The sequence below is a fragment of the Methanosarcina sp. UBA5 genome (assembly GCF_002505485.1).
GTDB lineage: Archaea > Halobacteriota > Methanosarcinia > Methanosarcinales > Methanosarcinaceae > Methanosarcina.
In genome coordinates this window covers 1-13,830 of sequence record NZ_DAVG01000072.1, presented here as the reverse complement: position 1 = coordinate 13,830, position 13,830 = coordinate 1, and the positions used below count along the sequence as shown (strand labels likewise).

Here is a 13,830-nt window from a genome sequence, read left to right as displayed (position 1 = left end):
ACCTGGCTGGGCAACCCTCGCACATCGAGGAGTAAATTATTATTTTTTTTCTGTTTTATTTTTTCTTTACTTTTTTTCTTTTCGTTCAGTTACTTTTTGGTTTTATTTAGTCCTATATGTTAGATCTGACGCCTTTGACCTGGCTGCAACCCTCGCGCTTTAAAAAAAGCAGGTTTTTTTGAGCCGCAAAGATCCGTTATGCAGACATGCTTTAAATAAAGTTAAATTATTTAAAGTTTATTCTTTAGCTCATGGAAATAACATTTCTTGGCACTGGAGTTGCGATCCCGCAGAAGAATAGGGTACAGTCCGGAATGCTTGTGAGACTTGAAGAAAAGCCATTGCTTATTGATTGCGGAAGCGGCGTATTGAACAGGTTTCCTGAGATCGGGATTTCCCACACTGAAGTGGACACGGTATTGCTTTCGCACCTTCACCTTGACCACGTAGCTGACCTCCACCCTCTAATCAAGGCAAACTGGCTTCGCGGAAACACAAGTATGAAGGTCTACGGGCCTGAAGGAACCGAAGAGTGGTTTTCAAAAGTGATTGACGCTTATGAATATCTTCAGGAAGAAGTGGACGTAGACATTATTGAGCTCGCCCCCGGAAAAGAATTTACTCCCGATGGATTCGACTGTGAGATCAGCTGCACGGCAGCCACGCATAGCGTTCCGACGCTGGCTTACCGCGTGACTGGAGAGGATGGGGAATTCGTTTACTCCGCAGACACCGAGCCCTCTAGAGATGTAATGGATCTTGCAGCAGAGGCCGATCTCCTGATCCACGAGTGCTCGTTTCCCTCGGGCATGAAAGTCACAAACCATACTACTCCCAGCTCACTTGCCGACATCCTGGAAGAATACAATAAAGAAATTGGAAGCATCTGCCTTACACATTTCTATCCGGAAATGCGGGGGCATGAAAGAGAAGCAGTGCACCGCCTGAAAGGGTATTTTGAAGGAGAAATTATTCTTGCCGAAGACCTGATGAAACTTGAATTATAATGAAGCACAAAGTGAAATGTGAAGTGTAAGTGATGTATTACGTTTGTCTCAGAAGATACAAAGTGAAATTCCGGCTGTTAAGCAAGGCTATAGTTAAAACGAGAGGCAACTCGAACAATAGCAAATCCCTCGGCACTACTCAAAATTTACTCTTCATCTCTTGAAAAAAGGCTTAAACTCAGAATTGTTTATCCGTGACTTATATACTGCTAGATATATTTCTAAAATCGTCCGACTGCATCCAGTCAGGTGAGTATGCAGCCTTATCATTAAATAGCAGAAAAACAGAATCACTCTCGTACAGAGAAAGGCTTTGAAATACAAGCTGTATGCCTTTATCACTGGTGATCATCATGGCAAGACTACTCTCTGAGACAGACATTGGCATTCTGAAAACCGTTGCCCCGGAATGCGAGGGGTATCTATGTTCAGGCTCAGGAATGGCTTATCGCTCCATACTTCCTCCCCTGGCGAACCATTATGCAAAAGATGCTCAGGATTTCCTGAGGAGAATAAAGCTGCTATCCCGATATGACCTTGAATACCTTGTCAGACTCATCTTATCAGGAGAAGAAAGCCTCGGCTGTGTACCATTCGAGTATATTGAGCTTTTCATAGAAAATGTCTCTGAAAGGCTGGGTGAGGAAATGGCGGCCCAGGTCAGAAATTCGTATAATAATTCAGAATGCCCGGATTAAACTATTTGAACAATCATATAAAGAATACAGAACCTAAAAGAGCCAGAAAAAGAATAATTACAGAAATGTATAGAAGAGTTGTACACAGAGAAACACAGTACAGGAAAAATGGGAGCAATTTATAGGAATTGCCGGTGAAATACAGGCTAAGCATCATTATAATCTAAGTATTATAATTTGAGCAATTATAAATTTGTCATAACCTGTATATAAATTTTCTAAGCATCAAACTGTCCAGGCTCTTCCGTTATTCAGGCTCTCCCGTATTTGTCATCAAGCCTTTCAATATCATCTTCTCCTAGATAATCTCCTTGTGAAATCTCAATGAAAACAAGGTTTTGACCGCCTATATTCTTAATTCTGTGTACCTCGTTTACCAGAAGATCGACTGAGTCTCCGGGAAGAACCCTAATCTGACTTCCATTTTTAGTTACAAGCCCCTCTCCACTGATTATGTACCAGTGCTCGCTTCTATAAGAATGGCGCTGGAGTGAGATTTCACCCTGAGGGAGAACAGTAAGACTTTTGACTTTATATCCAGGCCTCTGCATAAGCACTTCATAAAAACCCCAGGGCCTTTCTTCCTCACGTTTGCACTTTTCGAGAATGGTTTTATACACTTTAATGTAATCATCTACCATTCTGTCAACCGAAAAACGTTTTTCAACACTTTCTCGACAGTTTTTACGGGATATGGAGCCAAGTTTTTGCACAGCTTCGGCAGCTTCCTCAACACTATTGACCAAAAATCCGGTCTCTCCATCCTGGATAAGCTCAGGCATTGAACCTCTGTTCATTGCAATTACCGGTGTGCCGCTGGCCATAGCTTCAACCACGCCAATCCCGAAAGCCTCTTCATAATTAATCATGTGCAGCAAAGCATAGGCATTTGACAGTAGTTCCTTCTTAAACTCAGGGTCAATATGCCCTTCGTAAATAATCTGTTCATTGTCTAGATACGGCTGAACTTCTTTTTCAAAATAGGCTTGATCCGCAATGAAGCCAGCGATCCTGAGTTTTCTGCCGGTCTTTTTTGCGACCTCTATTGCTTCCCTTGCGCCTTTGTCTTTATGCAGGCGTGATAAAAAGAGTAGATAATCCTGAGGTTTTTCATTAAAATGAAAGCTTTCTATGTCAATTCCGTGCCGAACAGTTGCTATATAGTCTAGATCACGGCATCGGTAGGCGTCACTTATAGATACGTAAAAAGTTCTATTATTATACTTTTTATATACAGGTAAAATTTTCCTTGAAGAAATTCCATGGATTGTTGTTACAACAGGTGTATCCACAAGCGCACTATAGGTCAGAGGAAGATAATCAAAATGGTTATGGATTATATCAAATTCCTTTGCCCTCTCGAAAACTTCTGATATATGCAGTCCTTCATACACTTTTATTATCATATCCTTATCTTCTTCATAGGGTCTCGGACAAACGGCATGAAGTTTCGCTGCTGTGTGAGAGTCCGCTGTCGCAAACAATGTAACTTCAATACCCCTTTTTACCAGTCCTTCAGTCAATAAAGATACAATAGATTCCCAGGGACCATACTTTTTAGGTGGTGTGCTCCAGGCAATTGGAGACAACATTGCAATTCTTATATTAATACCCCCAAAATCACTCACATCCCCAAACTTAATTATATTTTTTACGTTTACTTTCAGCATTTAATTTTGAACTTTACAGATAAATTTTCAGCTTTTAGCTTTTAATTTTAATTATCGACTTTAATTTTTAACTTTAATTTTTATTTGCTTATTTCAATTTAGAATACCCTCTTTTCGGATCAGTGGAACTTTGTATATCTTCTTCAAACCATCTACAATACTCATCAGGGCACTGTTTCTCCGGGCACTCATGAATATACCTAAGAACATCACGCACTTTTGCGGTGGCTAACGATACGGAAGTATCCGCACTCCCGTAATAAATACGAATTTCATCGTCCACCAGAACCCATCCGCAGGGGAAAACGACATCATTGACGTCTCCACTGCGCTCATACATTTCACGCGGTCCGAAAACCCAGCCTTCCGATCTGTGAAGCACTTTTCTGGGATCATAAGGATCAAGGAGAGCGAGTCCAAGCCGGTAACTTGCCTTAGACGTTGTCTGGCGTACTCCATGATACATAATTAACCATCCGTCAGATACACGGATTGGCTGTGGAGATAACCCTATTTTGTTCGCGTCCCACCATCCGCCTTCCCTGGCATACAAAAGAACTTCATGCTCTCCCCAGTACTTCATATCGGGAGAAAAGGAAATCCAGATATTTGCCTTTGCACCGCTTATTAAAGACACAGGCCTGTGTAACATTGCCCACCTGCCGTTAAACCTTACAGGAAAAATAGCAGAATCCTTATTTTCAGGAGGCATGGTAGCTCCTAGTCGATCAAAATTGCGGAAGTCCTCTGTAAAGGCAAGTGCAGTTAAGGGGCCCGAATCCGAAAAAGCCGTATATGCAACAGCCCATTTTTTCATCTCATCTATATAAGTTATGCGCGGATCTTCGATACCGTATATCTCTTCAGGATAGTTTATAGGATCTGAAGAAAAGGTTGGTTCAGGATCAATTTCCCAGCCATCAATCCCATTCTCACTCTTTGCTATTGTAAAGTGAGAAAAGCCCCTGTGGTCTTCGACACGCACCAGTAGCAAAGTTTTACCATTAACTATAACAGCTGCAGGGTTAAACACCGAGTGGGCCCGATAAGGCCAATCGTCAACGGTTAATATAGGATTCCTATTGTATCTTACAAATAGCTCCCCATGGTCTTTCCAGATCATATTATTCTCTCATCCCCAGATCATACTATTCTTTTACTCTCCCAATCGTATATCCCTCTCCCAATCGTATACTCGCTTGTTTCTTCTCTTACTCTACCTGATTTGCTGACAAAAAGCTCTTTCTTTTTTCCAGGGTTCCTTCATCGACTTCATCGCTTACTCTGGATTGCAGCATCGTACTGAAAGTTTTATCCATATGCCTATTTAAAGAGCTTAAAGCCATAAGGAAGCAAATTACGGATTCTGCACCCTGGTTACGATTTATACCGTCGCAGTTGAGCCCATCACAGACTGCGCCTGTGGAATAATCGTACATAACAGTTTGCAAACGATTTCTTCCAAGGAAGTATTCAAAAGAATATCTTGCAAGTTCCAGATATTTCCTATCACGCACAATCTCATAAGCTGAAACATAAGCCTGAGTCAGATAACCTGCTTCGATCGGCTGCTGGTCAAAAATAGGCTTTTTCCCATTGTAAGAGTACCAGCCCTGGTTTCCGACCATGTCAAAGAAGTCGCCTTTCCACTGAATCTCAGTAAGAAAATCCAGGGTGGCAAGGCTGACCTTCCTATAAGTTCGGTCTTTGGTGTAATTGTACGCCAGTAAAAGGGACTCACTCAGTTTTGCGTTACTATAAGTTACTGTAGGCTCGAACCAGTTCCAGTCTTCTTTATGGTTAGCCTCATATAAGTCGACTAGAGAATTCGCGTGGTTGATAAATATGGATTCAAAGGTGTCTTTACTTACAAGGGAATCTATGGACTTAATCGCATCCCTGCGCGAATTGAAGACCGATTCGAATTCATCTGCATCCACACCTGCTCTGAGCATTTCATACAAACCGCACATTGTATAGGCTTTTGCCCTTGGATAGTTGAGCTTCTCCATTTCAGGTCTGGCTCTGCTCATAAGGGTATGGGCAAGCGTGCGTAGATTTTTAGACAGGTAAGGACAGCTTACCACATGCCCAAGCCCATAGATAGCACGTCCAAGAGTATCCTCACTGCCTTTCTCATCTAAAAATTCCCGTTTATAACTCATGAAGTTGTGGAAGTGGCCTGTGTCAGTCTGGGCATGTTCAAGAAAACTAAGATATGTGGTAATTAACTTCCATAACTCCTCGGCTTTCTTCTGGTTATCTATTAACTGTGTCAGTGCAACAAGAGCTCGGCCTACGTCATCAGTACTGTACCCATAATGACGAGCCGGTACACCAAGATTGGTATGTTGAATAATGCCCACATCGTCGGTTAATAATCTCAGATAATCAAGTTTTACTTCAGGCAGATGGTTTGGAAGGAAATTAAACTTTTTCGAAGTGGAGTAGGCACTGTAGTTCTTTAAAGCCCTGGTGAAAACCGTATTATATTGTTTACCTACATTTTTCCATGTCATTTTTCGGCCAAAATCATATGCCTTTTTGCGCATATTATCACACTCTTCTGGATTTTCAATTAAATGCAAAAGAGATTTTCTAAAACCATCCGCGTCTCCAAAATCTACAAGCAATCCGCGATTATCGGAAAGCATTTCCTGGGCATACCAGTATGGAGTGGAAACTATTGCTTTTCCCATGCCAATTGCATAGGTAAGAGCACCGCTTACTATTTGCTCTCTGGAAAGGTAAGGAGATACGTAAATGTCACTGGCGAGGATATAATTGCAGAGTTCTTCTTTCTCGACAAATTTGTCATGGAATACTACATTTTTTTCAAGTCCGAGTTCTGAGACCTTATTTTTGAGGGATTGCCTGTATGTTTCCCCAAAGTTCTTTTTAATTACAGGATGCGTAGCACCCAGTATAAGGTAAACGAGGTCAGGATACTGGCTTACAACTTCGGGGAGAGCCTCAAGCATACTTTCGATACCTTTATTCTGGCTCAGCAGGCCGAAAGTTAAGACAAGCGGAGCTCCCTTCAGATTTAATCTCTTTTTATACTTACTGCAGTCGTTAAAAGGGTAGTCAGGTGCTCCATGAAAGATTAATTCTATTTTATCCTCAGGAGCTTTATAAACTTCTTTTAGCATCTCGACTGCAGTCTGGCTCATTACAATCAGCTTTTCGGAATACCTGATGAGTTTCTCAATGGATACCCTGTACTCAGGTTCAGGTTCTCGGATTACAGTATGCATAGTGCTTATTACAGGCTTGTTGATTCCTGAAAGAAGAGCAAAAATATAGTCTCCCGCATTTCCCCAGAAAAGCCCAAATTCGTGCTGCAGACATACGATATCAGCATCAGATTGATTTATATAATCAGCAGCTAGGTAATAATCCTCGATCCTGTCTCTCTGTATTTGAAAAACGACTTCTTCAGGATAATTATATGTCTCAGAGGGATCGTTCAAAGCAATTACTTCACAGTGAACGTCATTTTCTTCCCCGGACACTGAATTTAAAAGATCGGATGTAAATGTGGCAATCCCACATTCTTTTGGAAAATAGGTTCCTATAAATAGCACTTTCAGTTGCTTATTCAATTAATACCCCCCAAACTCAAAGTAACTCAATCGCGTTCTCTATTTACCAGTTGTATAATTTTCCAGTTACATACGCATATTCTCCATAAAACCCTATTATCGGCACACTAATCCGCATACTATGTGTACAAAGTTTATTTCGACCTTGGATTTGGTCTTGGATTATAACTATATATATTTCCCTTAAAAATGTGACTACAGTGAAATATATATAGTTAAGAATTTATAAAATATAGAGGTTTGCTAGGCGCAGGTAATCACTAATAACTCAGGTGATTACTAAATAGCGATATATTTATAATCCTCACCCAACCCCTCACTTTGCTAAACTTCAACAAAGTGGGTAACAAAACATTGATTAGACCTAATAATTGTATTCAATGCTATTTAATATTATTTATAAATATAATTGCTTGTGTTAACAGAACAAGTTAATAGAAAATTGTGGAAAGATAGTGCCCGAGAAGCTATAAGATGGTTTTTGTTATCACTGGGTTTTTTCCGAATCAGCATCCACTTCAATCCTGAATTTTAGCTTTTGTTCACTGCCTTTTCTGTCAGAATCTTTTTTCTGTACTCTATTAAAAGTCCTTTAATATGTATTGTTTTTTATACATACTGGCTTTATCCAAATCTGGATATACTAGATTATTAATAGTAAAATATAAAACAAAAGCTATGGTATGGTTCAGAGTTCCTTGAATAGGAAAACCTGAGTTTTTAGAATGGAGATTACTGAAAGTTAAAAGGGGAAAAACTTTTTAGAGTAGATTAACTGATGCGTCACAATTTATAATCACAGCACATAGGGCTCTACCATACAAAAATTTCAGAGGATATTCTTCAAGGTGCTGTTCCTTCCAGAAAAGAAACTTCGCTGCTCAGCCTCAAAATGGTTTTTATAATTAAGTGAATATTTAATTTATTTAAGATGATATACTGAAAAAGCTGAAAAGGCTTTTTTAAAGACTCAGACCTATTATATGTGGCAGATACTTTCAGTGTAGTGTATATAGGAATCAAGGTATAGAAGTCGAGCGGCTGGGACTAGGAATCAAGACATTAAGGCATGAAAAATAGTAATAAAGCAGGTGATTAATAGTAATAAAGCAGGTGATTAATAGTAATAAAGCAGGTGATTATTTGAAGGCCTTCTTTGAAAACCGTCAAAACCCTGATCTGGCAGGGAGAGGAGAGTTTCTATAAATGATACGATATGGACTTTTATCCCTTTCTATAGGTGTCAGCTGGGTTATTGCAAAAGTTTTCGATTTTTGTGCTTTCCCTGAGCTTATTGATCAGTTGTGGAGAGTTGTCAAATTTAATACCCGAAACCTTACCGTGATAGAGGAAAAGGAAGCTCGAAGCATATTTGGAAACATAATTAATTATCGGAAGGTGCATATTGACGAAGCTTCATTTCTCGCCTGGCTGGGGACAAAGCTAAAGAGTTGCTCAGGTATGGGAATTGCAATTTTTCATACAGTTAACTTCAATAGAAAGCTTAACACGGCCGCATGCAGCTCCGATATGAGATGGCTTATTCATGAATTAACCCATGTCGCGCAGATGGAACATACAGGTTCGCAATATCTGGTTGAAGCATTTCATGCGCAGGCGAGCACAGGGTATGCATACAGAGCTGGGGAAAAAAAGCATTTCCGTGAATATAATCGTGAGCAGCAAGCTTGTATTGTCGCAGATTATTACATTGCACGCTGTTCGGGCGGCTCAATTGCAGCTTATGATCCATATATTGCAGAACTGAGAGCCGGAGAGCTATAAGCTATAATAGAAAGCTATAATAGAGTCTTTAGCTACTCTTGAATTTTTTCAATTAATTTTCAAGAGAATGCGTAATTGTATGTATCTGTTAATAAAAAGATGTATATGAAAATTAGATAGTCAAGATTGCTAAACATTATTATAATTATATGTACTTAATTTGACAGTAAACACTGTTTTGAATATTATTTAACACCAGTGTCCATAACAAACTCCAGACAGCTGACTGTTGCAGTAAAGCTGAAAGAACTGTTGAGAGACAGCCGTATAATTAAACCCGGAATTTAAATATGAGAGATAACTATGACTAAAGTTTCATACCAGACAATGTTTGGGGCTATTGTATTGATTCTTGGAACCCTTCTCCTGCTTAGGAGCACCGGAATATATGACACTATCCAACTGCTGGAATACATTCCCTCTTTATTCATTTTACTTGGGCTCTATGCACTCTGGAAAAGTAAGTTTTCCAGCTTCTCAGGACCTATCATTTTAATAGTAATTTTCACAATTCTTCAGTTATTGACTCTTGACTTAATTTCCTGGGAAGCTATTGCCAGCTGGTGGCCTTTGCTGATTATTGTTATCGGAATTGGAATTCTGACCGACAGGAAAAGCCGTTTATCTGTTTTTAGAAAAAGTACCGAAACCGTAGATCTATTCGCAGTCTTTGGCGGGGTGAGCAGCGCCAGTAATTCCAAAAATTTTCGAGGTGGGGATATCACTGCAATCTTCGGAGGAATAGATCTTGACCTGAGGGATTCCAGTATTGAAAAACCACCTGCAAAAATAAGCATAGTCTCCCTTTTTGGGGGTGTTGACTTAAAAGTCCCTGAGAAATGGCAGATCGAATCGGAAGTGATGCCTATTTTGGGTGGTGTGGAAGACGAAAGGCCAAGGAGTTCAATACGCAGGGAGAGCGGTGCGGAAAAGCCTGATCTTATGGTCACAGGGTTCGTTGCGTTTGGAGGACTTTCGATAAAGGACTGACCGGCTCTCATATGGAATTAATTTTGATGGAAAAAACAACTAATAGTTTAAAATGACGTTTAAAATGAAAAATCGGATTTCGCATTAAAGAAAAATAGAAACTCTTACCTTCGTATCAAAAAAATAATTTATTAATAAGACGTGAGTATAGCCCGGCACGGACTACATACATTATGATAATAAACCTACATGACCTATAATATAGTATGCCAAATGTTGATGATGTCCATGGTTTTGAGATAAGATATCAGCAGGCAATAGACAAGTTGCAAAAACTTGATACAAACTCACGTAACAAAGAACTGATACAAAATTTCATTATCGCATGTCGCAGAGAAGGAATCTCCAAAAGCACTATAATTAGCTATATAGAGCACGGTAAAAGGCTCATAGAACGTTTTTCAGAAATAGGTATTGTAAAGCCCTTAGACGAGATTGACGCGTTTGATTTTGATAGAGTTCTAGTTTATTTGGAAGATGAATACTTAGGCAGGTACAAAGGTCAAAAAGGACTTTCCAGAAATTCTCTGCGAAATTATAAGAAATTTATGAAGAAGTTTCACAGATGGTTAGGAAATGGAATTCAACCTGAGTGGGTACAGAAACTTCAACTTGAAGCAATCGAGACACCTGTACAACCTTCAGACTTACTAACAAAAGGAGAATTTGATAAGCTTCTTAACTCCTGTAATCACCCACGTGATAAGGCTTTAGTTTCTGTTTTATGTGACTCAGGGATGCGAATTGGAGCTTTAGCTTCTTGCAGAATCAAGGATGTAGTGTTTAATAGGTACGGTGCCATAATCTATATTTCTAAAAGCAGCAAGAGTAAGAAAACAACAAAACCAAAAGGCATTCCTATTACTTGGTCTACAGGTTATTTAAATCAGTGGCTAGCAGTTCATCCGGAAAGAGAGAACTCTGAAGCCCCTCTCTGGATCAAAAAGAGAGAAGGTGGGGCTATGAGTTATCAAAGCATACGGACAATGCTATCAAGATTGGGAGAAGATGCAGGAATTAAAAAGCCAGTAAATCCTCATTCATTCAGACACCTAGCTATCACAAATTGGATTCTGGACGGGTATAATGAGCAGGAGGTAAAGCACCGGGCAGGATGGTCTAAAGGCTCACACCAAATGCTTAGGATCTACGCAAATTTCACAGATGACGAGATTAATGATCGGATCTACGAAAAATGTGGACTGAAAACGGAAGACCGCAGACAGGTGACGCTTAAGAAGTGCCCTCGATGTAATAATGTGTTAAGACCAGATGACAAGTTCTGTAGTCAGTGTGCTCTGATCCTTGATCAAGCAACAGCCCTTAAATTCGAAAAAGATGCAGGGAGATTAGACCTGTCGTTCTTGGAAAGCGTTAGTATGGACTTGAAAATTTCGGAGAAACTGGAGAAACTAGTGGCCATAGAGGTCCAAAAATTATTAAATAAACAAAACAGTTAAGACATGTCCGAAGAATTTCTCTTCTTCTGGCAATTTTTATATCGTTTTCTTAATCTTATATTTTTAATAAAGGTTAACTTTTCCTCCTCAAGGAGTATGGTTAGAAAATTCGTATTCTCTAGATAATTTCTCTACTATAGGTTTGTTTCATCTGATACTTCACTTTCTATTTGGTTCAGATATTCTATTGCATCTATGCTTGATCTGCCATCCACTATATCTTTGATAACACATGCTTTAAAAACTACATCTAAACCAAAATTTATTTCTTGCTTTGTGGGTTTATTATCTGAATTTACAATCTTGTCATTCAGGTTACTCTCTTTTTTGCAAACCTTTGTACTTAAGTTTTCGTTGAATGTCTTGGCAAGTACCCACGTGTGAAAAGCCAATTGATCTGTATCATTAATAAGAAAAAGTTTAAAAAATTCTTCAGATAGCTGAGATCTTTTCTTTAAATCTTCTTTGTCTATAACAAAAGAGAAATCACAAAATATCCTTTTGTGTTCATCTTTATTTTGATTAATCTCATATTTATATTTATTTGAGCGTATAAAATTTGAACATTCACTGAATATGGCTTCTAAAACTATATCATTTCTTTTCATTTTCGATGTTAAGAATGGATAGTCTTCTATCATAGCCCTTAAATTCTGAATACTAAAATTGATCGAATACAATGTTGGAGTATTTCCAGATTTTTGTTCTTTTTTCACTTTTACACTTTTAAGATATCTATTTTCTACGAGTTTTTTTAAGTCTTTATCAATTACATTGTAACGCGCAATACCTTCTGAGTTAACATAACCTAATTCATGTGCTAATTCTGCCGTTGTCTTAGGAGAGTCAAGTAAGAGATCTAATATTTTTCCTTTGTTTGTTTCTGTTTTCATATTATATACACAGTTAAATTCGTATTTAATAATATCTGCGAGTTACCGATATTCGAAATGTTTATAAGTTATGATTATTATTTTATATAATGTATGTCGGTTGCTAACCGATAAAATATCGGTAATTAGCGATTAGCATTAGATATTGGCTTGAATAATAAACTAAATATTAAAAAATAATTATATATTTAATATGTATATATTTATACTGTCTTTATACATGAGTTAATAAGTAAATTTAGTTTTGGTAAAAAAGGTCTAACAGAGAGGGAGCTATATGATCTCGCTTCCGATGCAATGGATGAAATCAATGAATCCAAAAAAAGAAACTGTAACAATAGAAATGGACAGTGAAAATAGATTGAGAATTATAGCTGTTGAGACCATGATAGATACCAGCGACTGTCCAAGGAGGAAAACAAATGCAAGATTTAAAACCAGAGACTATAGCCAGGTTTAAAGAACTGTATAAAGAGTTCCCTGAACTTATAGACTATAGAATAAAATCTGGGAATGTATATGAAAAAGCGCAAGCCACATTGATTAAAAGCGTTGCAGTCAGCGATTTGCAAGTGCCCGATTGCTTGGAGGCTTTGAACACTTGCAAAACGCCTGTGGAATACCGACCCTCAAGAGAAAATGAGAGTGATATCCCATGATTAATTTAACATACATATTTTATATAATTTTCTTTTTCAGCTGCCTTATTGACGAGGTAAAGTACAGCTTAGAAACCTTTGACTTTAAACTGGAGGGCTTTTATGCCTTTTAATTTTGAAGACCTTCGGTTTACCCCCACTTTTGAGCTAGGGACAGTGGCTAAGAAGCTACTAACTGCTATCCCTGTTAGAAAGCCCAGAAGTGGACTGGAATTTTTCAGGATACGGCCTGAGAGTGACTGGGTTATCACGACGTATCTCCTCGATCTTAAAGAGGGGGACGAAGAAAAATGTATAGTGATACCTGACCTCGTAACTGAGGCGTTTTCTACTGGAAGGCTGAGACTAGTAACAATTTACGCTGGAATAACATATCCTGGGCAACTAAGACCTACTCGACGAGAAAGGAAGCAGTTAATTTTCTGGAAAACAGTTCCGATCCGCTCGAAAAGGCTCTGGGAACACTCATCAAAAGATATGCGGGATGTGAGGAATACGAAGCATAGAAAAGATTGCCCTGGTGGCGGGAAACGGCAGGGTAAGAAATTCCCGACAACTTTTGACCTAGGACCAGACGAAATTGACACTTCGCAGTTCCACGACTGTTCGCAGGTGTATGGGGGAAATTGTCCTGTTTGCATCAAGGGGGTGCTTTTACCTGAAGCTCGATAAAATTAATTTTTTCGTTTTCATCCTGCACATATCTGTCCGATATTTCCAATACCTCCACGATGAGCCACACACATCAAAAAATATGCAGGGCATGAAGGATACGCAGTATAATATAGGGCATTATAGGCCAGAGGTCCTTTTCATACAGGAGCTTAGAGCAAAGAAGGAGTGGGCCATAATGGCTCTTCGAACTTTCATAAAATCCTGCAAAAAGCAACCTACAAACTGTAAAATAAAACGTTGTTCTCTGTGCTGTAGGATTAGGGAAGATAAAAACCTCTTTTTAAGGCCGCTTAGGAGGGATAATCAATATCTCCCCAAGTAGACCCAGAGGATAATGATGCTGTAATCAGAGCCCAACGGCGCGACCTGCAAATGCTCCAGGCACTTA

General features: G+C 39.0%; 12 protein-coding genes. 8 read left to right on the top strand and 4 right to left on the bottom strand.

Translation table 11 applies throughout. The features are described from left to right. Nucleotides 1-251 precede the first annotated feature (251 nt). The gene (locus BP621_RS07030) at nucleotides 252-1,007 is read left to right on the top strand and encodes an MBL fold metallo-hydrolase (protein ID WP_292388756.1); all 756 of its coding nucleotides are present in this window, start codon (nucleotides 252-254) and stop codon (nucleotides 1,005-1,007) included. A gap of 353 nt (nucleotides 1,008-1,360) precedes the next feature. Next, on the top strand, nucleotides 1,361-1,705 hold the full coding sequence (locus tag BP621_RS07025; RefSeq protein WP_292388754.1) for a hypothetical protein: 345 nt from the start codon (nucleotides 1,361-1,363) through the stop codon (nucleotides 1,703-1,705). 251 nt (nucleotides 1,706-1,956) lie between these two features. Here BP621_RS07025 and BP621_RS07020 read toward each other — a convergent pair whose 3' ends face one another. From BP621_RS07020 to BP621_RS07010, 3 genes are all read right to left on the bottom strand, one after another. Beyond that, on the bottom strand, nucleotides 1,957-3,375 hold the full coding sequence (locus tag BP621_RS07020; RefSeq protein WP_292388753.1) for a glycosyltransferase: 1,419 nt from the start codon (nucleotides 3,373-3,375) through the stop codon (nucleotides 1,957-1,959). An 88-nt stretch (nucleotides 3,376-3,463) separates the two neighbouring features. Then, entirely contained in the window at nucleotides 3,464-4,498 is a 1,035-nt protein-coding gene (locus BP621_RS07015) for a glycosidase (protein WP_292388752.1), read from the bottom strand. 88 nt (nucleotides 4,499-4,586) lie between these two features. Beyond that, nucleotides 4,587-6,980 (bottom strand): glycosyltransferase, encoded by a 2,394-nt coding sequence (locus BP621_RS07010; RefSeq protein ID WP_292388751.1) that lies wholly within the window; start codon nucleotides 6,978-6,980, stop codon nucleotides 4,587-4,589. Nucleotides 6,981-8,186: 1,206 nt separating this feature from the next. Between BP621_RS07010 and BP621_RS07005 the strand changes: the two genes are divergently transcribed. The 3 genes from BP621_RS07005 to BP621_RS06995 all read left to right on the top strand — a co-directional run bounded on the left by BP621_RS07005 (nucleotide 8,187) and on the right by BP621_RS06995 (nucleotide 11,215). Then, on the top strand, nucleotides 8,187-8,765 hold the full coding sequence (locus BP621_RS07005) for a hypothetical protein (RefSeq protein ID WP_292388750.1): 579 nt from the start codon (nucleotides 8,187-8,189) through the stop codon (nucleotides 8,763-8,765). Between the two features lie 303 nt (nucleotides 8,766-9,068). After that, nucleotides 9,069-9,755, top strand: a complete 687-nt coding sequence (locus BP621_RS07000) for a LiaF transmembrane domain-containing protein (protein WP_292388749.1) — start codon at nucleotides 9,069-9,071, stop codon at nucleotides 9,753-9,755. Nucleotides 9,756-9,961: 206 nt separating this feature from the next. Next, the gene (locus BP621_RS06995; RefSeq protein WP_292388748.1) at nucleotides 9,962-11,215 is read left to right on the top strand and encodes a tyrosine-type recombinase/integrase; all 1,254 of its coding nucleotides are present in this window, start codon (nucleotides 9,962-9,964) and stop codon (nucleotides 11,213-11,215) included. A gap of 134 nt (nucleotides 11,216-11,349) precedes the next feature. Here the strand turns inward: BP621_RS06995 and BP621_RS06990 are convergent, their stop codons facing one another. Further along, on the bottom strand, nucleotides 11,350-12,108 hold the full coding sequence (locus BP621_RS06990) for a winged helix-turn-helix domain-containing protein (RefSeq protein WP_292388747.1): 759 nt from the start codon (nucleotides 12,106-12,108) through the stop codon (nucleotides 11,350-11,352). Between the two features lie 277 nt (nucleotides 12,109-12,385). On the opposite strand from BP621_RS06990, the gene BP621_RS06985 reads away from it, so the two are divergent. The 3 genes from BP621_RS06985 to BP621_RS06975 all read left to right on the top strand — a co-directional run bounded on the left by BP621_RS06985 (nucleotide 12,386) and on the right by BP621_RS06975 (nucleotide 13,439). Further along, complete coding sequence (locus tag BP621_RS06985) at nucleotides 12,386-12,568, top strand: hypothetical protein (protein WP_292388746.1); 183 nt, start codon at nucleotides 12,386-12,388, stop codon at nucleotides 12,566-12,568. Further along, nucleotides 12,531-12,767, top strand: a complete 237-nt coding sequence (locus BP621_RS06980) for a hypothetical protein (RefSeq protein ID WP_292388745.1) — start codon at nucleotides 12,531-12,533, stop codon at nucleotides 12,765-12,767. Before BP621_RS06985 ends, BP621_RS06980 begins: the two co-directional genes overlap by 38 nt. 102 nt (nucleotides 12,768-12,869) lie before the next feature. Beyond that, nucleotides 12,870-13,439, top strand: a complete 570-nt coding sequence (locus BP621_RS06975; protein ID WP_292388744.1) for a hypothetical protein — start codon at nucleotides 12,870-12,872, stop codon at nucleotides 13,437-13,439. Nucleotides 13,440-13,830 lie beyond the last annotated feature (391 nt).